The organism is Paenibacillus sp. SEL3 (assembly GCF_054602585.1).
The window spans coordinates 3,705,052-3,730,075 of sequence record NZ_CM137725.1 but is presented as its reverse complement, the minus strand read 5'-3'; the positions used below and the strand labels follow the sequence as shown (position 1 = coordinate 3,730,075).

General features: G+C 46.1%; 15 protein-coding genes and 1 pseudogene. 5 read left to right on the top strand and 11 right to left on the bottom strand.

The genetic code is table 11. From position 1 onward, the window contains the following. Window positions 1-49: 49 nt before the first annotated feature. On the bottom strand, window positions 50-2,842 hold the full coding sequence (locus tag ACYCS5_RS17180) for a sigma-54-dependent transcriptional regulator (protein WP_459759830.1): 2,793 nt from the start codon (window positions 2,840-2,842) through the stop codon (window positions 50-52). 251 nt (window positions 2,843-3,093) lie between these two features. Here ACYCS5_RS17180 and rpoN point away from each other — a divergent pair, with 251 nt between their 5' ends. Next, window positions 3,094-4,413 carry an RNA polymerase factor sigma-54 gene (gene rpoN / locus ACYCS5_RS17175; RefSeq protein ID WP_459759829.1) on the top strand — a complete coding sequence of 440 codons (1,320 nt, stop codon included), beginning with the start codon at window positions 3,094-3,096 and terminating at the stop codon, window positions 4,411-4,413. A 141-nt stretch (window positions 4,414-4,554) separates the two neighbouring features. Here rpoN and ACYCS5_RS17170 read toward each other — a convergent pair whose 3' ends face one another. The 3 genes from ACYCS5_RS17170 to ACYCS5_RS17160 all read right to left on the bottom strand — a co-directional run bounded on the left by ACYCS5_RS17170 (window position 4,555) and on the right by ACYCS5_RS17160 (window position 12,369). Further along, complete coding sequence (locus tag ACYCS5_RS17170) at window positions 4,555-5,706, bottom strand: response regulator (RefSeq protein WP_069010770.1); 1,152 nt, start codon at window positions 5,704-5,706, stop codon at window positions 4,555-4,557. A gap of 156 nt (window positions 5,707-5,862) precedes the next feature. Continuing rightward, window positions 5,863-9,009, bottom strand: a complete 3,147-nt coding sequence (locus ACYCS5_RS17165) for an ATP-binding protein (protein WP_459759828.1) — start codon at window positions 9,007-9,009, stop codon at window positions 5,863-5,865. A gap of 159 nt (window positions 9,010-9,168) precedes the next feature. Beyond that, window positions 9,169-12,369 (bottom strand): S-layer homology domain-containing protein, encoded by a 3,201-nt coding sequence (locus ACYCS5_RS17160; RefSeq protein ID WP_459759827.1) that lies wholly within the window; start codon window positions 12,367-12,369, stop codon window positions 9,169-9,171. Window positions 12,370-12,642: 273 nt separating this feature from the next. Here ACYCS5_RS17160 and ACYCS5_RS17155 point away from each other — a divergent pair, with 273 nt between their 5' ends. Together ACYCS5_RS17155 and ACYCS5_RS17150 are read left to right on the top strand one after the other, a co-directional pair. Next, window positions 12,643-13,623, top strand: coding sequence for an aldo/keto reductase (locus tag ACYCS5_RS17155; RefSeq protein WP_165147951.1), 981 nt, complete (start codon window positions 12,643-12,645; stop codon window positions 13,621-13,623). Window positions 13,624-13,722: 99 nt separating this feature from the next. Then, window positions 13,723-14,012: pseudogene (locus ACYCS5_RS17150) on the top strand (MerR family transcriptional regulator). Window position 14,013: 1 nt separating this feature from the next. On the opposite strand, the gene ACYCS5_RS17145 reads toward ACYCS5_RS17150, so the two are convergent. After that, on the bottom strand, window positions 14,014-14,679 hold the full coding sequence (locus tag ACYCS5_RS17145; RefSeq protein WP_029514704.1) for a methionine ABC transporter permease: 666 nt from the start codon (window positions 14,677-14,679) through the stop codon (window positions 14,014-14,016). Continuing rightward, window positions 14,676-15,698: a methionine ABC transporter ATP-binding protein gene (locus ACYCS5_RS17140; RefSeq protein ID WP_025722905.1), complete on the bottom strand. Its 1,023-nt coding sequence runs from the start codon at window positions 15,696-15,698 to the stop codon at window positions 14,676-14,678. Before ACYCS5_RS17140 ends, ACYCS5_RS17145 begins: the two co-directional genes overlap by 4 nt. 262 nt (window positions 15,699-15,960) lie before the next feature. Between ACYCS5_RS17140 and pdaA the strand changes: the two genes are divergently transcribed. Next, window positions 15,961-16,758: a delta-lactam-biosynthetic de-N-acetylase gene (pdaA, locus tag ACYCS5_RS17135; protein WP_459759826.1), complete on the top strand. Its 798-nt coding sequence runs from the start codon at window positions 15,961-15,963 to the stop codon at window positions 16,756-16,758. A 152-nt stretch (window positions 16,759-16,910) separates the two neighbouring features. Here pdaA and ACYCS5_RS17130 read toward each other — a convergent pair whose 3' ends face one another. Beyond that, window positions 16,911-18,611: a glycoside hydrolase family 13 protein gene (locus tag ACYCS5_RS17130; RefSeq protein ID WP_029514702.1), complete on the bottom strand. Its 1,701-nt coding sequence runs from the start codon at window positions 18,609-18,611 to the stop codon at window positions 16,911-16,913. A 272-nt stretch (window positions 18,612-18,883) separates the two neighbouring features. Between ACYCS5_RS17130 and ACYCS5_RS17125 the strand changes: the two genes are divergently transcribed. Then, window positions 18,884-19,975 carry a hypothetical protein gene (locus ACYCS5_RS17125; protein WP_459759825.1) on the top strand — a complete coding sequence of 364 codons (1,092 nt, stop codon included), beginning with the start codon at window positions 18,884-18,886 and terminating at the stop codon, window positions 19,973-19,975. 302 nt (window positions 19,976-20,277) lie between these two features. Here ACYCS5_RS17125 and ACYCS5_RS17120 read toward each other — a convergent pair whose 3' ends face one another. The 4 genes from ACYCS5_RS17120 to ACYCS5_RS17105 form a co-directional block, all read right to left on the bottom strand. Then, window positions 20,278-21,066, bottom strand: a complete 789-nt coding sequence (locus ACYCS5_RS17120) for an SDR family oxidoreductase (protein WP_459759824.1) — start codon at window positions 21,064-21,066, stop codon at window positions 20,278-20,280. Window positions 21,067-21,084: 18 nt separating this feature from the next. After that, complete coding sequence (locus tag ACYCS5_RS17115) at window positions 21,085-22,242, bottom strand: SMP-30/gluconolactonase/LRE family protein (protein ID WP_069010761.1); 1,158 nt, start codon at window positions 22,240-22,242, stop codon at window positions 21,085-21,087. Between the two features lie 153 nt (window positions 22,243-22,395). Continuing rightward, window positions 22,396-23,409, bottom strand: a complete 1,014-nt coding sequence (locus ACYCS5_RS17110; protein ID WP_069010760.1) for a zinc-dependent alcohol dehydrogenase family protein — start codon at window positions 23,407-23,409, stop codon at window positions 22,396-22,398. 360 nt (window positions 23,410-23,769) lie between these two features. After that, window positions 23,770-24,831 (bottom strand): EAL domain-containing protein, encoded by a 1,062-nt coding sequence (locus ACYCS5_RS17105; protein ID WP_029514697.1) that lies wholly within the window; start codon window positions 24,829-24,831, stop codon window positions 23,770-23,772. Between the last annotated feature and the right edge of the window lie 193 nt (window positions 24,832-25,024).

The following is a 25,024-nucleotide window of genomic DNA, read 5'->3' as shown; positions in this document are numbered from 1 at the left end:
TATCCGCATGATTAATACACATCCAGCATCGTTTTATACACTTGCGCCACTACTTGGGGATACAGTTATATACTTCGCTTAGGATTTCGCAAATATAATATTTTTCATCATTAGTCAGCTTAATGTTAATACTGGAGGCAAATATATTGCAGGAACGGTTCACCACATGGAGCAATTGTTGGTCAAGCAAGGATACATCCTCCTGATACACTAGCCCTTCTCCAATGACCATTCGTTCCAGCGCATGAGCCGTATGAACAGCAAGCTGAACCTTCTTTGCATAATGGAAATCAGCCTCCAGTTCCTGTTCCAGCTGCTCGATAAATTTCATCAAAATCCCCAAAATTTTGTGAGGATTCAAATAAGTCATAAACTCCTTTAGCGTATCCTCACATAGATCTCTTACGATCACGCTTCCGTGTTCATGCATAACAGGCAACTGATTGTTGAGCAACAATTCTCTTAATGCCTGTTCACCGCTTGCCTCGATCAGTTTTTCCAAAGGGATAAACGGTACATTGAGCTCGCTTGGCCGCTTAACCCCAATCACCGCAAGAAGCGTATGCTTGGCCCGTAAATCCTTCACCACTTTATCCAATTCCCTGACCTTTGCCGGTACAACAACTATTTTCTCTTCGGTTAAGTCATAAACAACCTTCTCTACAAACTCCTTTAGCTTGGCGGCGGCACCTTTGCCGGAGGAACAGACCGTCACGATTACCTTATTACTGGTCTTTTCCGCTTTCACTCCAGCATTTCCAGTGTTATATCCACGAAAATCCTTCAAAGATTGATAAATTTCCTCTATATTCATATCAAAAATACTGGCCTTTCGCACAGCCTCCAACACAAGCGGGGTTGAAACCATATCGATAGTCTTCACCTTAATCCCGACACGTTCCATAATGGTTGCTTCAAGATTGAGCAAGGAGCCCATATCAACCAGCAGCAATACGCCTCTGCCATTGTCAATGTCCCTCACTTTTTCCACAATAACTTCCAGGATTTCTCTGGGGCTAACATCCAAAGGCATGTCTACTGCGCAAATATTTGAGCTCCCCAGCAGGCTGTCGACAACGCTAACGACACTGCTTGCCGTACTGTTGCCATGTGCAGCTACAATGATTCCCACATTTCCCTGGTGCTCCTCTTCTACCGATTTCAGAAGAATCGCCACATAGGTAGTCTCGGCATCGGGTACGTTGACTTCAAACTTGGACTCGATCAAATCCTTGATAATAAGTGCCAGTCTGTATTCTTCATCCTGATCATTCATCGGTTCATAGATTTGTTTACTGACATATTTTTTCTCCCGGATTCGCTTTAAAAAAGCACTTAAATGAAGACTGAAGGCATAAACAAACCTGTCGCTGTAATTTCTGTTCAATTCTTTTTGAGCCATCTCTTGCACCTGTTCAGCGAACTCTAGGATATTTCTGCCTACGATCTTAAGGATCCGTTCCCTTCCCCCTTTGATGTTATAAAATCGGTTATAGAAGCTTTTGATGTGAATATTGACATCTGTAGTAATAAACTTATTGATAAAACTGTCGTCGAGTCCTTCTTCTTTGAGCATCCCTATCTTGTCTTCAATCAATTTGTACAAGTTGAACGGCAGTTCAAAAGCGTCTACTTCATCCATTCCTTTGCTGCCTTCAGGAGTAATATACAGCGAGGAGTTGACCATCTCCATTTCGGCAATCTCCTTGCGGTTCTTCCCCATATTAAATAGACCTTCCTTGATATTTCCGGGCAAAATTTTAAAATCAAGTTCAATCTCTTCCTTATTTTCATGTATGCTGTTCAAAAATCCTTTGGCACACACAAGCTGAATGTTCGATTTCAACTGTCCGATATTTCCATAGGTTACGCTGCCAATCAGTGCTTTTACAGTTTCCAATTCAACCCTAATAGGCTTGTTCACACGATGGGCTTCGTTTGCAAAGAGATGCTTCAGGATCAAAAACCGCTCTTCAACAGTTCGCTCTTGCAAGGAAGGAATGTTGATCGTAATCGGTATCCGTCTGATAAAGGTTTTCAGCATGGAAGAACCGGGATCTTCGGTCGTAGCGCCGATGAGCAGCACATTCGCTTCCCGCTTGCGCTCCGACTCGCCCAATTTGTTGTAACTGTTCGTGTCCATGAAATAAAATATCATTTCTTGGCCTTCTGGGGGCAGCCGATGAATCTCATCCAAAAACAGAATGCCCCCATCCGCTTTCTCGACCAGCCCCTCTTTCTCCCGATCAGCCCCGGTAAATGCTCCTTTTACATGACCAAAAATGTGGGAAAGTAGCAGCTGAGGGTTATTGTAATAATCAGCGCAGTTAAATACGATAAACGGTGCTTGCTCTGAAAAGCGCTTCATATATTTCCCATAATTATACATCAACCTAGCGAACATTGTTTTTCCAACGCCAGTCTGTCCCACAATCAGCGTATGTAGGCCCTTCGGCGGGTATAATATTGCCGCTTTTCCCTGCTCAACCTGGTTCCTCATACTCCCCATGAAACCAATTAAGGCGTGAAACGGATCCACTTGCTCTCCAGGCAACAATATTTCATGAATACTGTTGACTTGGATTTGTTTCTCTTTAAGCTGAACCCGAAAGGTCTCCTCGATCACCTGCTTGTGCAAAAACTTGACGGGTCTCCCCTTGATTTTAATAATCAAGTCGGCGCGAAGTAGGCTATTAAGCTCCTTGCTTACATTATTTCTTAACATATTCTGTTGATCGGCTATTTCCGCAGCCGTAATTCCACCGCCGTCCTGCAAGGCCTCTACTGACAGTTTCTTTGTCCCATTGGCAATATACTCTAAGATCTCATCAATTCGTTTCACGGTATTCCCCCATGCTGACTAGTTCTTATTTAATTAGTATATAAAAAAAGAAATAATCCTCTACAAGAAAATAAACTGACAAGTTAATCATTAATCTGATACCCTTTTTATTGAATCTATCCAAAACTCAAATTCAGCCCATTCCATTCACTTCTTTTCCAAGATCAAAGGTTGGCAGTATAATTGCATAAGCTTCACGAATAAGCTGCATAAAAAGTTATTTTTGTTTCCCAGTAAGGAGCTGAGATAAAATGATACGCTACGGATTACAGCAAGAGCAAACATTCAGGCTGGCTATAACTCCAGAATTACGACAAGCCATCACGATTCTTCAATATTCTTCGGTCGATCTAATGTCATATCTTCATGAGCAAGCAAATGAAAATCCGATCATTGACTTGGCAGAGATCGATATGTCCATCGAAAGAATCAACACAGAAGAAGAATATTCGCTACGAAAAAATGATAATCCGGTAGACCTTCTGGACTTTGTCTCTAATCCCGCAGATAATTTATATAGACATCTCAAAGCGCAGCTTGGGATGGTCCGCGGGCTATCCAAACTACAACAGATGATTGGCATGTTTCTAATTGGGAATTTAAATGAAAAAGGCTACCTTGAGCTGGATGTAAATACAGCTGCCGGAATACTTGACGTCCCCACCGATGAGGTTGAAAATATACTTGCCCTGATCCAAGGCTTTGAACCGGCAGGAATCGCTGCCCGCAGTCTGGAGGAATGTCTTCTTTTGCAGCTGCGATATGCCGGGAATGATGATGTTTACCTGGAAGAAATCGTGCGACATCACATGGTCAATCTTTCATGTAACCGCATACAAAAAATCGCGGATGCTCTAGGGATCGACATTCACATGGTACAACAAATGACCGATCAGATACGTAAGCTGAATCCTTGTCCGGGAGCGGCATTTGCTCCATATGAACGCCAGTATCATATAGCAGATATCTCAGTGGAGAAATCCAAAAACGACTACGTTGTGACAGTTAATGATATCACAGTCCCACGCGTCGGGATTAATCCTTTTTACCAAAGTATGCTTCGAAAGCCGGCGATGGAGGAAGAGAAACGATTTCTTCGTGAGAAGATGAATACAGCATTATGGCTTATTCATAGCCTTGAGCAGCGCCGCCTGACCCTGATGCGTGTGGCCCAGGCTATTGTTGATAGGCAACGGGAATTTTTTGAGCATGGCGTTTATCATCTGAAATCGATGACCCAAAAGGAGATTGCTGGAATAACCGGCCTGCATGAATCCACGATCAGCCGGGCGGTCAGTAATAAATACATGCAGACGCCCCGTGGATTGTTTGAACTCAAATATTTCTTCACCTCCGCCCTAGGATCGAAAGACGGGGATGCTACTTCATCAGAGAGCGCAAAAATGCGGATAAAGCAGATTATCGACAGTGAAGAGAAGCAAAAACCATTTTCAGATCAGGCAATCACAGAGCGGATGGCAAAGGAAGGACTAGAGCTGTCACGCAGAACGGTAGCCAAATACCGTGAAGAATTGGGGTATTTATCCTCCGCCAGGAGAAAAGTGTATTAAAACTTCAGCAAGCGGTTGTGAAAACTAAAAAGCAGCGCTATCACATTCTCCCGGCTGCCTCCCTCGTAGAATCTCCAATAGAATAGGCCAACCAGTAATCTCTGGTTGGCCTATTCATACGACCTGAGCCAGTACAGCCGTTTACGCAGGTAGCGTCTGTGTTTTTAATTGCACGTACAACTGGTGCGTCACCTGCTGCGGTTCAATACCCAACTCATCTTCCAATATTCTGACGAAGCTTTCATAATGCTTTTGCGCAGCGGTATAATCGCCCAGTTGGGCATAGGCGGTCAGCAGCAGACTGCAGATATCGTCTGAGTACGGCTCCCGCTGCTGTAGGCTGAGCAAGCGCTGAACAGACTGCCGGGTACGACCTGAGCGAAGCTCTTCTCTCGCCAGCTCAGAAGCACATGCCAGATACATACTGCGCAGCTTCTCCCTTTTTGCATACGCCCACGGGTAATCGTGCTCCTCCAGGTAGTTGCCACGGTATAGAGCCAACAGGCTATCAATACGCGGCGTACCGCCGCTACCGGATGCAGCCCATTCGGATATTCCCCGCTCGAATAGCTCTACATCTGTAATCCAGCCATTGCGGTTCAAGCGGTAGCGATCCAGATTGTATTCTAGTTTTGTATCTTGCATCCGTTCTTTCAACGCCTTGCGAATTTGGTAAATGGACGTGTGCAGGTGAACAACAGCCTTGTCCAAATGATATTCAGGCCACAGCGCATCCAGCAATTGTTCTTTGCTCACCCATTCCCCTTCATGGTGTAGTAAAAAGGAAAATAGCTCCTGTGACTTTAACGTGCGCCATTTGAGTGGTTTCGCTCCTACGGCTTCCTGTCCAACCTCCAAAATTTCAAGCTTTTGAAAACAACGTACCTTGGGGGATTGCTCTGCTGCAACTCCCAAGCTGGAGGAACGGGAATCAGCCAGCGTGGCTGCAATCCGATCTATCGTTTTGGATAGCCGCCGGGCATGAACGGGCTTTAACAAGTAATCCAGTGCTTGCAGCTCGAACGCTTCAATAGCATATTCCGAGTACGCGGTCACAAAGACGATATGAATATGGGAATCCAGCTGTTGAATCCACTCGGCGGCCTCCAGACCGTTCATCTCTGGCATTCCGATATCTATAAAAACAATATCCGCACGTTCTGACGCCAGATGATCCAGCCCCGCTTGTGCAGACGTATATTTCCCCATTACCGTTAACCGTCCGTCCGCCTCCAGCAACCGTTCCAAGTAGGTTAATGCCGACCTCTCATCATCAATCAAAATCGCCTTCATTTGTGTCCGTGCTCCCTTCCTGCTGCAACCATCCATCATGATGCTCTATCTACATGCTATCTGCTTTATCCTTACGAATTTTAATTTCTTATATTTTATATATCGTATCGTCGCGGGCGTGACATTAGCTTTTCCGACGAATGTACTGTACTTTTTTTATTCATCGGTATTCCGGGGCGAAATCGTTTCCGGCACACGGAAGCTTACCGTCGTCCCTTGCATAGGATTACTTTCAATCCTCAATCCTTCTCCATACATATGGATAAGACGGCGATGGATATTACGCAGTCCCACGCTGGAAGATATATGATCCTCCGACAGCAGTTGTTCCAGTCGCTCCGGTGGAATCCCTACGCCGTCATCGGTCACGCTGACCACAAAATCGGTTCCATCCTCCTGTACAACCACTCGCACGGTTCCACCTGTTGCCCGTTGCATCACACCATGCCGTATCGCATTTTCCACGATGGGTTGAATACTTAACGGCGGGATGAGCGACCGGATGTTCCTCCCTACCTCTACGGTTACCTGCAAACGTTCTTCAAATCGTGCTTTTTCCAGTGCCACATACGATTCTACCAATTCCAGCTCCTTGGATAACGGTACCGTATTCTCCCTGTTCTGAAAATCAAAGCTCCCCCGCAAATACTGGCTTAGCTCCATGAGCAGCTCCGCTGCTTTGTCCGGGTCTACGGCTACGGTCGAAACAATGACATTCAAGGCATTGTACAGAAAATGCGGCTTGATTTGTGCCTGTAAAAAGGCCATTTCAGAACGCACCGCTTCCTCCGCTGAATGGCGCATGTTCAGCAGCGTGCGCACACGTGCCTTTAATTCCTCAGCATCAACAGGCTTACGTAGAAAATCATTCGCTCCGGCCATAAAACCTGCGCGGATATCGCCGGGCAGATCGCGTGCCGTCAGGAGCAACACCGGTAGCTCGGACAGGGAATACCGTTCCCTTATCCGTCGGCACAGCTCAATACCGGACATTTCCGGCATCATCCAGTCCGTAATGACCAGGTCAAATCGGGTACGGCCATTCAGCATGTGAAGTGCCTCCTCGGCATGATCCACAGCCACCACGCTACAACCTGTGGCATATAATAGTTCCTCCAGTACCCGAAGGTTAACCTCGTCGTCATCTACAGCCAGCACTTTGTAAGGGACAGTCTGGACTCGCTCCAGTGCATCCTCTTCATGCGGAATCACATTCTGACCCGACGTCACGCCAGGCTGCAATATAACCGCAGGCGAAACATCTTTTTGAGCTTCATGTCCCAACGTTCCGGTCTGCGCCAAGGGCAGTGTAAAATAAAAGGTCGAACCCTTACCTAATCTAGATTCTACCCGGATATGACCCCCATGCAGTTCCACCAGACGACGGACTATGCCTAATCCAAGCCCTGTCCCACTGTATCCTTCATCCTCAGCATTCGCCCCTCGGTTAAAAGGTTCAAATATATGCGAAAGATGCTCCTGGGCAATACCGGAGCCGGTATCCTTTATACTGATTTCCATTTCACGGGTCCCCGCTTTGGCAGAGATTACGATTTTGCCTTCCTCCGTAAATTTCACCGCATTACCCAACAAATTGTATAAAATCTGAATCAGCCGATCCTCATCCGCATCTACTTTGGGCAACGAACTGGGCCATTCTTTGACGAATTGAAGCTTTTTCTTACCCACCGTATGCCCCAATACCTCCAGCACGGAATTCACAGCTGCCTGTACATTGACAGGCCGACGATTTAAGGCTAATCTGCCATTTTTCAAATTAGAAAAATCCAGAATATCGTTAATTAAATAAGAAAGTCTGCGTCCTACATTCGCAATCAAGGCCAAATTGTGCTTTTGCGGCTCATTGAATTGTGTCCCGTAGCGGTCTAGCATGGATTGAGCGATATTAATAATTCCATGCAGAGGAGTGCGCAGTTCATGTGACGTGTTCGCCAGAAATTCGTTTTTCAACCCATCCAGTGTGAGCAATCGTCGTGACAGGTTCTCAACCTCCATAAACGAATGTACAAAACGTTTGGCCAGCAGCAGCGTTTGAGCCAATACGAATATGAGCATTTCATAGGCTGTCACCCCACGTACATCTCCCCAGCCCAGAATATACACAAAACTAGTCACTACAATCATAAGAATGCTCATAATACTAATGACTAGCAGTGCAGCGTCATCCGTCTGTTGAAGAAGCCCACGAATCAAGATTAGTAACACGTATCCCACACTGACTACACCAAAAAGAAGAATAAACAATTCAAAGGATGAGAGTACCAATGTAGGCAAAAATAGCCCCATACCCAGCATCAGTGCGGTTGTAATATGATAGAAGCGCAGCACGATCCGATTCATAACAATCTGCGTCGAAAGATGAACATAGCGGATCAGAAAATAGTAGAACAGCGTTGACGAGAACGACTGTATTTTCAGTACCCATTCATAAGGTAAATCCGGTATTCCCCAAACCAGCAGCTTTTCTCCATGTGTCAGAATATAAAATAAAGCCGCGATGCAAAAGCATCCTAAGTAAAGTAATGCCTTCTCCTTTTTACGCAAAAGGTATAGCATGATAAAAAATACGGTAGGAATAAAAAATCCTGCGATCAGTACGGTGTCCTCTGCCATTGCAACTTCCCGGCTATGCGTAATACTCTCGTAATCCCCAAATAACAGTGGATAAATAATCCCACCAGAGGAATAGCTATAATTAGCCACATGCACGGTAATATCAGCCGAATGTCCATCTACCGATGCAAACCCAACATAGGGAACATTGCCCTGCTTACCCTTGTCGGCAGAAACAGAGGGAATACCACTCGCTCCGACGTTTTCTCCGTCAATCCATACTTGGCTGGCACTGCGAATGTTTTGCATATAGATGCCGTACAGATTTTCCGCTTTTTCAGGCAACAGCACACGGATATGATAGGTTCCATATCCGGTCGCCTGTCCCTTAGGCATCCACTGATTCCATCTACCTGGCACATCCACAATCTTGGCAGAAGATCTCGTTTCCATCCCCAACTCTGAAGAACTCTGATGACTTTCCCAATCCTTATCTTGTTGCATTTCATGAAAGGATAAAGGTTGCACAAGCTGATTAGGGTAAAATTCCCACTCCCCTCCCAGCTGTACAGGGCCTTCCTTATGAGGGTCCCAATTACGCAAATCAATAATACCGTTATGAGCTTTCCAATGACTGTTCCCGGATAAAACACCCGACACTAACGGATACACTGGTAACGCAACCGCAAGCAGAAGTATAATAAAAAATAAAACACCCTGTTTTTTCATAAATCCTCCGCTCTTTTCAATAACGTCTATCTTTTGTATCGGTTATTCTATTCAGCTACATTAGAAGCGTTGTCCATACAAAAAAGGACGCCCGCCGCAGATAAAATCTGTGCGGAATCGTCCCCTTCAATACGTACTTGTAGTTTCTAGCCTCTCCTATTAAGGAATCATAACGCCATCAATACTACCGCCAGGAATCGAGCTTGAATCGTCTCCACTGTTATCGCTCGGCGGCGTTGCTCCACTGCTACTGTCGCCGCTTCCTGTTCCGCTGTTTTGTTGCTGGCTGGCTACAAAATCTTTATACTCCTGAATCGCATCTTCCAGATTCATGTAGTTTTTCTTAACTTCCGGCATAGGATAATACGGGTCCAAACGATTGAATGCATCCACTACTCTGTGAAAGTAGACCGTCGTAGGGTCTGTACCATTTGCTGTAAGCAGATTGTTCGCAATGTTCTTGAGCTCTTGGATATCAAAATCAGTTACGATCCACTTGGATTGGTAGTTCGAAAGCGCTGTAATCAAATCTGTGTTAGCCTGGTCTACCTGCAGCTGTGTGCTATTCGGAGTATTAAGCACAAGGTTTGCCTGATTAATTTGCCCTTGGAGTTCTACGTTATCTTGTTCGGTATAATGACGGCCGAACGTCTGAACTTCATTATTAGCTAAATTTATGTTGAAATACAACAATGTGGTATCCACCGCTATGGGTACAGCGTACTGGCTCTGTACCTGTTGCAACTCCTCGTATACGGGAACAACGTCTTGTAATTCAAAGCTGGACAAACCTAAGAAGATAGAGGCATGCTCTGAAGCCGAAGATAAGGCTTGCTGAGCTTCAGCGCTTAATGCGCCTGAATTTTGCACCAAAATTCCATTGATCGATGTCTGCATTTCAATGACTTTGTCTCTCAATTGTAGTCTTTTCTCGTTATATTTTTCAAGATAGGTCCCTTTAGCCTGACTTAATTGATTATAAGAGATGACCAATTGCTCCTCAGGAGTAAATGGCATAATGAGTGCAAAGTTGGCTTGTCCTGTTTGTTGCTCTAAAGACAGCATTTCCGTATTCAAGTAATTACGAGCCACAGGGTTAGACAGCAGTTTTAGTTGAATATCTTGAACCAGCTGCTGCAGTTTTTCCCGAGTTGTAGCAGGCAATGGCACAGTGAACTCCGTAAGCCTTTGACTCAGCTCCATGTTCAAGTTCAATACGTCCTGCTGGGTCATAGCAGTGTGCATCTTCTCTGTATATTCCTGAATCAAGTTATCTAGTTCAGCATTTTGAGAACCATTCTGATCGTAGATAACCTGCGCTTCTTGTAAAGTATTCTTAAGCACCGAGAAGTCCGCTGCTTGCAGTGCCAAGAATGATTCTGTAGCAAGATCTATTTTTTGTGTCCATTCTTCCAACTGCTCAGTTGTAGCCAATGGATTCACATATACATTTGATCCTTCTCTTACTAAGGACTTGTAACGCGCTTTATCTGTTTTCAAATTATCCACACGATCCGTTACATCGACAAAATGCAGATAGGCATCTCTGAGTTTTACTGATGCTTTGTATACCTTTATTACTCGACGCAAGCTTTCTGCTTCCCGATCCACAATATTTTGAGGCGCATTTCCTTCCAACACATTGTTGCCAAATTGAATCGCTTGACTTAGTGAGTCGTCCCAAAGAGGTGGAAATTCATCACCAACCATTCGGTTTTGTTCAAGGGTAGTCGAAGCTAACTGAACCAGTCTAGTTAATTCCTGTGTTCCAATCACCGGCTCTGTGGCTGAGGTTGTGTACACAGAAACATCCTGTTTCAATGTGCTGAGCGCTTGATCTACTTCTGCCTGTGTAGCTGCCGTATTGTTCAGTACCAGCATAGCCTGATTGATTGCTATGGACAGGTTTTCCTTCGCTGCGACCGTGTAAAGCGCCTGATCCAGTCCCCCCTCACCTGCACGCTCCAACAGTTCTTTGGCTGCATGGACTTCCGTCTCCAACTGACTGCGGTCTATACTGACGATATCACTGTCACGTTTTTTCTTATCTTTGCTATCTGTGTCCGTGACAACCGATCCAACAGAGGATGAGTTCTTCGTACCATTTACGAGACTAACTGCTTCCTTCATCGCATTATAGTTAACAATAACATCCTGCGGCTGTTTTTGTTCCGGCAGATTGAGCTGGTTGATTGCAGCCCCCTTGGCCAGTGTGATAAAAGGAACACCCACATATTGTGATGCATCCAGCAAACCAATACTTCCGCTCACCAACAGCTTGCCTAGTCCCTGTTGCAATGAAACACGACTAATCGCTGCATCCCCCTCGGTCCCGATCGATGCATCATTTTTCAGCGTAAGGTTGTCAATCTTTGTCGTCCCGGTTGCAGTCAGTTTGGCATCCTTGGAGCCCAGTTCTACACCGGACCATGTCGTATTTTCCAAAATGGCCGATACAGGCTGGGTCCCTGAGCCTTTGATTTCTAATACGCCTGTGGAGGACATGTTTTTCAAGGTTACCGAACCATTGACGATCAGGCGTCCATCAAAAGACACACCCTTACCGTCAAATACACCACCGTCTGCGTTAATTTCCAGCTTATTTACACCTGTGAGTGTACGCAAATTACGGTTAAGATCGATTTTTGCCCCTTTTAATACAGCTTTGTTATTTTCACCAAACAAGCCTTGCAAAGATCCTTCCAACTGGTACGGGATATTTCCGATTCGAACGGTATTGCCCTCTGATTTCACTTCTCCTACCGGATGATCCAGCAGGCTGACGAATACTTCTGCACCACTCTCCCGGTTCAATGGATTTTTCAAATCCGTTGCAGAAGCATCCTCTGTTAACAGACCGTAAGAGCGGGCAACCTGAACTGCATTTTGCTGTGCATCCGCAGTACTTGTATCCTGCAAGTGCATTGCACGTACGAGCGAAACAATCAGTTCTTCCTTGGTAATGGCATCCCCCGGACGGAAGAGTTCTCCGTTACCTGTCATATACCCGGCTGCACGTACGGCCTCAATATAGGGAGCGCCCCATGCATCGGACGATACATCCATAAAAGAAGTCTGCGGCTGATTGTTAACTTCCAACTGGAACAGACCGCACAAAATTTTGGCCGCTTCAGCGCGGGTCAAATTCTTTTGTGCCATAAAATCGCCCTGATTCCCACCTGTCATCAAACCCAAAGTACGAGCTTGTGCTACAAATCCAGTTTCACTTTGTGTATCTGCTGTCGCTGCATAAGCAGTCTGAGCGCCCCCCAGCCAAGGCAAAGATACGATGGAGCCTGAAGCAATCCCCAATACCATCGCAGATGCAATCCATTTATTTCGATTTATAAGTTTCAACATTTCCACTCCTAGACGCTATTTATTGGCATATATCCTGTTTTATCAAAGTCTTTAGTCATGTTTAGTTCTACGGATTATGCAACCAAGGAACTATGCTAAGAGAATTATACGAAACCCCACTGAACCGATTCTGAACAATTAGTCCTATATGAAGGCATCACGCAACAAAATCGCTTGACTTGGAGTGAACTCCAAATGTAATAATATCCGGTGTAAGTAGCTGGAGTAGAACATTTGAAGAAAACAATATCTAGGAAAGAGAGGTATAATCAAATGGACTATATGAAACTTGGAAATACCGGCTTGGATGTATCCCGGCTTTGTCTTGGGTGTATGGGCTTTGGGGTTGCAGAACGATGGATTCATCCATGGATATTAGATGAAGAGCGCAGTCGTCCCATTATAAAAAAGGCCCTAGAGCTAGGCATCAATTTTTTTGATACCGCGAATGTATATTCAGACGGAACTAGCGAAGAAATCGTCGGACGGGCTTTAAAAGATTTTGCGAATCGAGATGAAATTGTCCTTGCAACGAAGGTTCATTTCCGTATGCATCAAGGCCCCAATGGTGCGGGACTTTCTCGAAAGGCTATTATGAGTGAAATCGATAAGAGCCTTAAGCGACTGGGGACAGATTATGTGGATCTGTACCAAATTCATCGCTGGGATTACACTACCCCTATTGAAGAGACGATGGAAGCATTACATGATGTTGTGAAGGCTGGGAAGGCAAGATATATCGGAGCTTCTGCCATGTACGCATGGCAGTTTCTAAAGGCTTTGCATATAGCTGAGAAGAATGGATGGACCCGGTTTGTATCGATGCAAAATCATTTAAACCTCTTATATCGTGAAGAGGAGAGAGAGATGCTGCCGCTTTGTAAGGAAGAAAAAATCGGTGTGATTCCATACAGCCCGCTTGCAGGTGGAAGATTGACGCGTGATGCGCAGGAAACAACACATCGTTCCGAAACCGATCAAGTGGCGAAATCTAAATACGATGCGACTGCAGATACCGATCGATTGATCGTGGAGCAGGTTGCGGCCATCGCAGAAAAACGTGGAGTTCCCCGCGTTCAAATCGCACTTGCCTGGTTGCTACAGAAAGAACCGGTAACAGCTCCGATTATCGGTGCTACGAAAACGTCTCATCTTGAAGATGCAGTAGCTGCTCTTTCGATTACGTTAACACCTGAAGAAATCGCATTGCTGGAAGAGCCGTATGTTCCTCATCCGGTAGTTGGCGCCCAGTAAATATGGATGAAATGACAGTTTCGAAATAAGAAACGACAAGAACGCCCTATCCATTTACATAGGGCGTTTCTTGATCAGAAATCAGGAGGTGAAGTCTGCATGTTGATCGCAGAAGTAAGCAAAAAATTCGAACTATCTCAGGACACACTCCGCTATTATGAACGCATCGGACTTATTCCGCGTGCGAACCGTAATAAAAGTAGCATCAGGGATTACACGGAAGAAGATTGCAGATGGGTTGAATATATTAAATGTATGCGAGAAAAGAACTCCTAATAGAGCAGCGCAAGCAGCTCATTGCAAAAATGAAAGATATGAACAACGTATTGGAACGCATGGATTATAAAATTACAAGCTACGAACAGACAATAGGTGAAAAAAACATCTAATTTAACCCCTGCGTGCTTTACGGGACAATAGGTTCCCCAAGGACTGAACACCTTGTACAAACAAGACTAGAATGATGACGGTAATCAGCATAACCAGCGTATCAAAACGTTGATAGCCATATGCGATCGCCAGATCGCCAATTCCGCCTCCGCCGACCGCACCAGCCATAGCAGTAGCACCAATCAGACCAATGGCTGCTGTCGTTAACGACAAAATGAGAGAACTGAATGCCTCAGGAAGCAAAAAGTATCGAATGACCTGGAACGGGGTCGCCCCCATCGCATCTGCTGCCTCCAATATCCCCGGATTCACCTCCAACAGCGAGTTTTCGACCAGCCTTCCGATATATGGCGCAATATATATAATCAAGGGGACAATTGCCGCGCTGGTCCCAATGGATGTATGCACAATCAGACGGGTTAACGGAATGATCGCAATCAGCAAGATAATAAACGGTAAGGAACGAACAATGTTAATGATCGGATTCAAAATATTGTGCAGCCATTTGTTCTCCAGAATTCCGCCCGGGCGTGTGATGACGAGTAAAATGCCGATAGGGATACCGATCAGGGCGCCAATGAATAAGGATATGCTGACCATGAGCACGGATTCATACAAAGCTTCCCACAGTTGATCCCAGGTTATCGTGGTTCCTGTAATCATCATAGACTCTCTACCTCCTGAATATGGACTCCTTTGCTCTTGATAAAATCAACAGCCTGCTGAATGGAATGCTGCCCACCTCGCAGTTGGATCGTCATATAGCCAATCGTCGTTTCTTGAATCTCCGTCATGTTGGCAAACAAAATGTTCACATGGATATCATGCTGCCGAATTAATTCATGAACCACCGGATCAGAAGCAACCTGTCCTATAAATTCCAGCTTGTAAATCCGCTGTGATTCTTGCTGTTCGAACGTTTGTAGCACACTCTCCGGTACTGCATCGTGAATGACCGTGCGTACAAAGCTCTGCGTCGTCGGGTGCTGCGGCTGTCCGAATACCTCCAGGACATTGCCCTGCTCGATAATTTCCCCTTTTTCCATTACGGCAACCTTGTTGCAAATTCGCTGAATCACCGACATCTCATGGGTAATGATCAATATGGTGATCTTGTATTCCTTGTTGATTTTGCGAAGCAAGTCGAGAATAGACTGTGTGGTCTGCGGATCAAGTGCCGAGGTCGCCTCATCACAGAGCAAAATGGATGGGTTGCTCGCAAGCGCCCGTGCAATCCCGACACGTTGCTTTTGTCCGCCGGAAAGCTCGTTGGGATAGCTGTTCGCCTTGTCCGACAATCCTATGAACGCCAAAAGCTCTTTCACACGCCCCTCTATTTCGCGTTTGTTGCGCTTAAGCAGCACCAACGGAATTGCAATGTTGTCGAACACCGTTTTTGATTCCAGCAGATTAAAATGCTGAAAAATCATTCCAATCTTTTTCCTTACCTTCCGCAGTCCAGAGGTCGAATAGGTATTTAACTGCTCCCCTTCAACAAGAACCTCTCCGCTGGTTACTTTCTCAAGACGATTGACCAGACGGATTAGCGTACTTTTCCCTGCGCCACTGAATCCGATAAATCCGAAGATGTCCCCTTTATCCACTTTGATATTTATATTTTTTAACGCTTCAATACTTAGACCTTTTCTCACGTAGGTTTTAGATACATTCCTAAGTTCAATCATGAGTCCTAACTCCTTCCGTTCTTACAAGTATGTAAGATATTCTGAGCTGATGCTTTTCTTCGGCATAAACGATCGAATTAAATCCGAGTATTCTAGTGAGTTTTATAAAGTATACTACTTCGATTTAATATTCATGTCAATATGAGTTTTACATTCGGTCAAAGCATGTCCTTGCATAAATCAGTACGATATTGCAGATGGTATGAAAATATGTCGAAGCATACACACCTTACCCGAACGGGACGAAAGCGGAGGAAAATAGATGAAGCGAATATTTACCTTGTGGCTATGCATTGCAGTAACGGGTATGTTGGCAGTTACGGCGGAACCCGCATGGGCTACTCAGACTGTTGACGGACAGCCTTATCATTTTGGGTTTAAAAAAAGTAAAGGAGGGGACCTGCCTTCCATCGCACAAGAAGGCTTTATGCACCTGATCGAAAGACAAGGTGGCATCTTTCTGGGGGATACGACTAAAAAAGAATTATTTCTCACTTTCGACAACGGCTATGAGAATGGGTATACTCCGAAAGTGCTGGATGTATTGAAGGCCAAAAAGGTTCCGGCCGCCTTCTTTGTGACGGGGCATTTTGTAAAAGACCAGCCAGCTTTGATGCGACGAATGGCGAGTGAGGGCCATATTATCGGCAACCATTCATGGAGCCATCCTGATATGAGCACCATTTCTTCAGCAGAGATCCGGTCTGAGCTGGATCGGGTACGAAATGCATCGGCAGAGCTAACCGGGCAAAAAGAAATGAAATATGTCCGGCCGCCTCGCGGCATTTTTAGTGAAAAAGCATTGGCTTCCTGTCGAGAAGCCGGATATACGAGCGTATTCTGGTCTGTGGCTTACAAGGACTGGGACACAAAAATTCAGCAAGGAACGGACTATGCCTATCGTCAAGTCATACAGCAGCTCCACCCTGGAGCGGTCATTTTGCTCCATTCCGTATCCAAGGATAATGCCGAGGCGCTTGCTTCTATCATCGACGAGGCTCGCAAGCAAGGGTATGAGTTTAAAAGTCTAGACGACCTTAAGGTGAAACATTATCACTAAAAAGTAACTACATTTAATGAGACCATATCATAATGAGCCCGATCCACACCTGCCCATGGTAGCCAGTGTGGATTGGGCTTTTTAGTTTACTCCAAGGAAGGGAAGGCTCTATGGGCCTTCCCTTCCTTTTACCATTCTAAAGATAGCAAAGCCTAATGCATGGTTAGCTTATACACTCTGGCTTCATAAGGCCGCAGCTTCAAGGCATGCAGTTGTTCCCCTTGTACCGGTTCGTAGTTGGAGAGAAGTAGTTCCGCCTTGGCGGCAGGAAGCTCCTCACCTTCGGGCCAGTGGAACACCGGATCACGGTCAAAGAAATTCAAAATGACCAGCAAACGCTCTTTTCCCAACATACGAGTGAATACATACAGCTCTGTATCCAGTGGCAACAGAAGCTTGTATTCGCCATAGACTATGACCTCATGTTGTTTGCGCAGAGCAATCAACTTACGATAATAGTGGAAAATCGAGCCTGGATTATTTCTTTCAGCCTCTGCATTAATGTGTGTGTAGTTATCGTTAATCTTCATCCATGGCTCTCCATCGGTAAATCCGGCCGCAGGACCAGCATCCCACTGCATAGGAGTGCGTGCATTATCCCGGCTTTTTCGCCAGATTGCCGCCATAATCTGCTCCTCCGGCTCACCAATCTTTCGTTGCTGCTCATAATAGTTTAACGTTTCCACATCCCGATAATCATCAATCGACGGGAATGCAATATTCGTCATCCCAATTTCCTCACCCTGATAAATATAAGGCGTACCCTCAAGCATATGTGTGAAGGTTGCCAGCATTTTGGCGGATTCCACACGATATTGTCCATCATTCGCAAATCTGGAGAGAGCCCGAGGTTGATCATGATTGTTGAGATAATTGGCATTCCATCCTTCCTGATGAAGCACTGTCTGCCAACTGCTCATTATTTTTTTCAGCTCCACCAGCGTCCATGGCTTGGATTTCCATTTTTCCGTCCCTAGCCCTTGTGCATCAATAAACATGTGTTCAAACTGGAAGACCATATTCAATTCATGCCGCTGGTCTCCCACATAATCAAGCGCCTGTTCCGGTCCTAAGCCAGACGTTTCGCCAACTGTCATTAAGGGATAACATTCCAGCACCTTTTCATTCAGCATCCGTAGAAGCACATGTACCTGTTCCAGATTGGAAAAGAGCTGATAAGCCCGTACCAAGGTTCGTTTGTCGGGATTATCGGCATCCGGCAGCCCTTCGGCTTTGACAATATGGGCAATAGCGTCAAAACGGAAGCCATCGACTCCCTTTTTCAGCCACCATTCCACCATGCGGTAGAGCTCGCCCACCATCTCTTCATTTTCCCAGTTCAGATCCGGCTGATGCTCGGAATATAGATGCATGTAATATTCGTCTGTAAGCTTGTCATATTTCCACACTGAGCCAGAAAAATACGATTCCCAGTTGTTCGGATATCCGCCATTTTTGCCTGTTCGCCATATGTAGTAGTCCCGCTTCGGATTATCCTTGGACGAGCGTGACTCCGTAAACCACGGATGCTCATCCGATGTATGGTTTAATACCAAATCCATCATGATTTTGATACCTCGTTCATGCGCCTGGTGAAGCAGTTCGTCAAAATCCTCCATTGTTCCAAACTCATCCATAATGGCATAATAATCGCTAATATCATATCCATTATCGTGATTGGGCGATTTATATACCGGACAAATCCAGATAACATCAATACCCAGTTCACACAAATAATCCAGCCTGGACAAAATGCCTCGCAAGTCCCCTTTACCGTCTCCGTCAGAATCCTGAAAACTGATCGGGTAAATCTGATATACAACGGCTTCCTTCCACCATATTTTTTTAGGCATGTTTCCCTCCTGTAGCTTCTCTGTACATCCAATAGCTTATGCTCTTAACATACACGCAATACCTGGCTGCGAATCGTTGGTAATTGGGAACAAGAGTCTTGTAAGCTTGCTTCGACGCATTAGCAGAACCGCTATAATCTGCGGAGGTTTATTTTAAAAAAATATTTTGTAAAACAGGTTGTATAAATGGATCTGGCGTTACCTATATTTATGAACTGCCCATATACATGTACCCAAAGCGGTGCCACTTTTGAATAAAAGGAGGAATTTACATGAACCATCGATCCAAGGAGCCAAAGGATCTGATTGTGGAAACTGCCGTGATCCCGCCCAACATCCATGTGGATGTGGAGTCAGCCACTGAGGGCGGAACACGCCGCCTGATGCTTAGCGATAACCCGGAGACGCTTACCCATGTGACGGTACCTACCGAGCAAGCCACCCTGTGGCATGACATGGTTCGCTCGACAACCCGAACAGTCAAACATCGCATTTTCGGCTGGCATTATAACAAAATCGACAGCCCTGTTAAACTGGGCATCACTGTAGAGAACAGGAGCGCTGCTAAACTGGAAGTACGCCATATTGAACGCGCTCTTAAGATTGTGCCTGAGGACGGCAACTGGATTATTGATGTCGGGCAGTCTATTGCCAAAAGCTGTTTGGCGGGTACGATGGAACGTGTGAAGCCAGCAGACCGTCATAAATTCGGCAAAGGCACCGCTCTGCTGGAGGAATTTGAGCTGCCCGAGGGATCGCTGGCCGGATTCATCTATGACCTTACCGTAGAATTTGCTGAAGGCCACGGTACGCTGGATTATGTGATTCGCACCGTGATCAGCAAGGACACGCAGACCGATCTGCGCCAGATTCATATGGATGCGCTTCCTCCCGTACCTCCACCACAGGCGCATCCACGAGGGGTGTGGTCCTTTTCCGAAACGAATGCGCGGATGCCAGAGTACGTGGTGGGACAGAGCGCAAACTATCGGGCGTGTGCCACCAAAAAGCTGAACGGTGAGGCTCCTGCCGATCTGCTGTTTACCGGGGCACGCAGCGAGCTGGGGCCTGCGCTAGATAATCGCGGACAATTCGGAACCATATACAACGCGACCATTCCCATCGTTAACGACAGTGACGAGGTACGTATCGTAAGAATCTACGCGAATCCACGTGGGGGCGCGTTCGCCGGGGCTGTACGCGTGAATGATCGTGTATATGGTATCCCTTTGCTACGAGATAATACCAAGGTATGCCGATTGGCTGATATCAGCGTTCCCCCCGGCAGATCCAGCTATTCTCTCAGCTTCATGGTTGCAGGTAGCGCAACTACGCCGCTAGGTCTGTACGTCATTACACTATAGCTGTGCTCACGATGACTGGATGAGCGAACGTGGGGCCAAAATGTTACGGGATATGGTCTCCTCTATAGTAAATGGAGCTGTCCCAAAACTGGTTTTAAACTTTATTGGACAGTCACGCTTCATCATTAGTATAAAAAAGCGCGAGTGCAAGGGTTATTCCCCCCTGTAGCTCGCGCTTTGGTTCATGCTCACCCATTTGAGCAGGTTATGGTCAAGCGAAGGCACGAGCCCTCTCGCCGCCATACCCGGCATCGGCGATGACCATACCCGGTCACCCGGTTTGTGTCAGAATAAATATCGCTCTATTTGAACCGCTGGACCTGCCTCGAAGGCATAATGGTCAACTCTGGAATATTGACATGCTCGGGCTGCTCTAGTGCATAAAGGGCAGCTTCTGCAACATCATCGGGATGCAGCGGCAAAACGCTCGAAGCAAACGCCCGAATTTCCTGCTCGGGATATCCGGCCACCTGCGAAAACTCCGTCGCCACCGCCCCGGGGTGAATCGCAGTTACACGAATTCCTTGCGTACTGGTCTCCAAACGCAATGCAGAGGCTATGGCGCTAACGCCGTACTTGGTAGCGCTGTATAGTCCTCCTCCGGCAACCACTTCCTTCGCTGCAATAGAGGAGACAATGACAACATCCCCCTTGGCCTGTTCCCTCATTGGCTGAAGTCCGTACTTCAGTGTCAGGACAAGACCGTGCACATTCGTCTTGTAAAGCTCCTCCCAGCGTTCCAGTTCCACCTCTGCCAGTGGGCTTCGATACCCGAAGCCAGCATTGGCAACGATAATGTCAAGCCGCCCCCAGCGTTCAAGAATGGCGTGGACCGCCTGCTGTATGTCTTCAGCCTTTTGGATATCGGCAGGTATTGCCATGACCTCGTACAATTCCTCTTGGTGCAAGTCGCGAACCAATTCATCCAATCGCACCTGGCGGCGCGCCAATACAGCTACATACGCGCCACGCTTTGCCAGTTTTTTTGCAATCGATGCCCCAATGCCGCTGCTTGCGCCTGTTACCAAAGCTACTTTCCCGGCCAGGATTTCCTTCGCTTTCCAGGATAATTTCAACTCATCCAATATCATGTTAAACCCTCCCCAGGCTTATTTGGTTAAAAGCACACGATGAACACCCTGGCTGCCTCCAGGAGCTGTACCTATATATAAATATCCGTCATGATTTACAGCCGTGGTTACCCCATAAAGCGAGCCTTCAGGATCATGCCAGCTTCCGATGAGTTTCCCCTGCGGATTAAGCTCCACAGCAAGCCCATGCTTCACAGGTGCGCTTGCACCGCTGAGCAGCGATTGAGGCAATTTGGCCATCATTCCAGCCAGCCACGGGCTTCCATGCATTTGATCTACAAAGGGAATACGTGTCGTGAAGAGACCGACCCAGAAATGGCCTTGATCATCACGCGTAATGTTATCCGGAAAACCGGCAAGATTATCCACAAAAATATCCGAAGTCCCCTTCTTCGGCCCTTTGAGCCAGTATCGGGTCAATTGGTAGTGATACGACTCTGCCACAAGCACAAAATCTTCGTCCGCAGACAAGGCAACCCCGTTCGCAAAATATAGGCCTTCCAACAGAACTGTCGTCTGCTTGGTCGCCGGGTCATATTTCAGCAAACGTCCATGTGGCTTGTTCTCGGCGATTTCTTTGAAGACTACACTGCCATAATTGGAGGTGTCAGAAAAATAAATAGTACCATCTTTGGCAATATCCAGCTCGTTGGCCAAATAGATCGGTGTGCCGTCGACTTGATTGGCCAACACCGTCACGTTTCCGGAAGGATCTACCGACAGTAGCCCCTTCTTAACATCCGTAACGATCAGATTTCCACTTGCATCAAACATAAGTCCATTGGGCGTTCCTTTGGTATCTGCATATAGCTGGGCCTTTTGCGGATTGCCCTTTGTATCAAAGGCAACCTTATAAATTTTCCCGTCGGAGTCTCCCGTATATAAATTTCCTTCCTTGTCAAAGGTGATAAATTCCGGAAACTTAGGGGCATCTGTAACAAGCTCGGCGGAGCTGAGTTTGTTGTTTTGTTGCCATGGACCCGCTTGTTCAAAAGAGGGGGCCGAAGGTGCAAGCCATTTTGCAGGCTGTACAGGGGAAGGGATGAGCATAAAAATAACCACTCCCAGAAGGATTACCGACAGCAGCGATAATCCGGTTCTGCGTACCCATTTACGCGGTTTCTTATTCTTTCTTCCTTGAGAATCTTTGACAGATAAATCAGGTTTACTGGGCATTAGAGTGCCTCCTATGTAATGTGAATAATATTTCAGCATTTTGCATAATTCAATTCCCAACGCTCGAAAGTACACTATATAGACGTACTAAACCGTTTCGATCTATATAGTGCTGATTTGAAATTGCTCTTGGGATTTATGCAAAATGCTCATTTATATTTGAACGACGATTTTACCGAAATACTGTTTTCCTTCAGCCAAAAGTGCGAAGGCTTCGCCGATTCGGCTGAGCGGGAATACCCGGTCGATGACAGGATGTAAACGATGGCGGGAAATGGCACGATTCATGTTTTCGAAATGTTCCCGGTTACCAACCTGGCTGCCGCGAATCGTCGCAGCCTTCTGCAAAATGCTGGTGACATCGAACTCAGGAATGGTCAAGCCCGATAAGAATCCGACCATGCTCACAGTCCCTCCAGTACGAAGTGCATTGATGGATTGCGCCATTGTTGCCGCTCCCCCTACATCCAGAACATGGTCGACTCCGCCGCCTGTCAGCTCCAGAGCTACCTTATCCCACTCTGGAACCTCCGAATAGTTGATTGTCTGCCATGCGCCGAGAGCCTTTGCCCGTTCCAGCTTGTCATTGCTGCTCGATGTGATAATTACCCTTGCTCCCGCCATCAGAGAAAATTGAAGCCCAAAGATGGAAACACCGCCTGTTCCTTGCAAGAGCACCGTATCCCCCGCTCGCAGCCCGCCGGATTCCATCAGCATGCTCCATGCGGTTAATGCCGCAATCGGCAAGGTGGAAGCCTCCTCCCAAGAAAGGTGATCCGGAATGGCGACGACCCCCTCTTCATGCAGAACGATATATTCAGCCGCCACTCCACTGAGCGGGCCTCCCAGACTGTCCTTTAAGACCTCCGCTCTCGTGCTCCCGCCAATGAATTTCTGTTGTAAATTTGCCGCTACCCTTTGTCCAACCTGAAATTTTGTCACCCCTTCGCCCACAGCTACAATTTCACCCGCTCCATCGGATAACGGAATGAAGGGAAATTGAATGCCGATCGGCATGACTCCGTTGATAACTACCAAATCACGGTAATTGAGGGACGCTGCCTTTATGCGGATCAGAACTTCCAGCCGTCCCGGCACCGGTGTGTCAAGTTCCATCAAGGTTAACTCTTCAAAGCCAAAACCGTTTTTCAGTTGCACTGCTTTCATTTTGGTTGTCCTCCCTGTAATGTTAAACCTTTTACCTAATATAGATACAGTGTATCACCAAGGAAACACCGTTTCTTATATAGTACACTGTATCCAATTCTCTTCAAAACGTCAATCTTTACTTTTAAAAAAAAACGGTCGTAAACTGCTTCCGGGCTTTTAACGTCCCTTACCAAGTAAAATTGGAGACTGGATGGCTTTGCTTGCCAGAGCTTGTTCAGGTGGGCAAGCATGACCAAAAAACGCGAGTTGCAGGGGTGAAATAACCTCTGCACTCGCGTTTTTTACATTAATGCTAATACGACAGCCTTATTTAAGCTCCAATTTTTATAAACTACATCTACTTAAATTTGTTCCTGACTATATTACGCTGCTAAGCATAAAATTGGAGGGCGGACCGGGCTCCGGCTTGCCAAACAAATAACCCTGAGCCAGTGACACACCTGCTTCACGACAAAATTCAAAATCCTCTATCTGCTCTACTCCTTCAGCCAACACTTGGCCTCCAAAACGAAAAGCCGATTCTACAATTCCTGTGATTTGCCGCTTCTGATTACTGTTACTATGACAGCCGTCAATTATGCTACGGTCAATTTTGACATAATCCGGCTGAAGGCAATTCATAAGCTCTGTCGTAGAATAGCCTGCCCCCACATCGTCCAGGGCAACTGAAACTCCTCGATTACGATACTGCTCAAAGATATGATGCAAAAAATTAAGGTCGTCTATCTCTTCCGTTTCTACGACCTCAAATACAAAATCCTTCGTACTCATGGATAACCGATCAATCGTCTCAAAGGTGTGATTCAAGCAATAAGCCGGATTATAAATGGTGGAAGGGAGAAAGTTAATAAAACGTTTAATCCCCGCCGGAAGGCATGTTGCACTTTTTTCAATAGCGGAAAAACGAGCCGAGCGATCCAGATGAGCATGCAAGCCAGCTTCACGGGCGATTTCAAACAGTCGGAAAGGCTGAAAAGGTCTTTCCGCATGTGACGGACGCAGCAAAAACTCAAACCCGATAATATCCAGCTTGTGGTCAACAATAGGCTGCATATGGCTGGAAAAACTTTGATCCTTAATAATACTCACGATATCCGGATGTTGCAGTCTGGCTTGCAATTGACTAAATAAAAGCCAGTCCTCATATCCTTCGACATGATGCAAGCCAGTCACCACAACTTGTATATGGTTCAAGTATTCCTGCGGCAGACGAGCCAGTCCGTTAACCAGCTGTTCCAACTCTGAACGGCTCTCATAGCGAAACTCTATGCCGCCCTCACGCTCATGTTGCTGCTTCATTTGTTCCGATAGCATGCCCAAACCATCTAATGCTGGAGTAAGCGACACCCTGGAATACCTAATTCTAAGCAATCCTTGATCCTTTATAGGTAATATGATGCTGCAATTGCTGCATGTCATAATGGTCCTCCTCGGAACAATTTTCCGGTTTTTTCACCATTATATCACAAATAACTAGAACAAAAGTACTATATAATTACGTTTTTTTACAAAAAAGCAGCTTTTTTTAACGATAACTTAGGACTTAAGTACATATTCGACAAAAACAAAACCTTTTTACACTCATAATAATTCGGGGCTGTTTTTTGATATT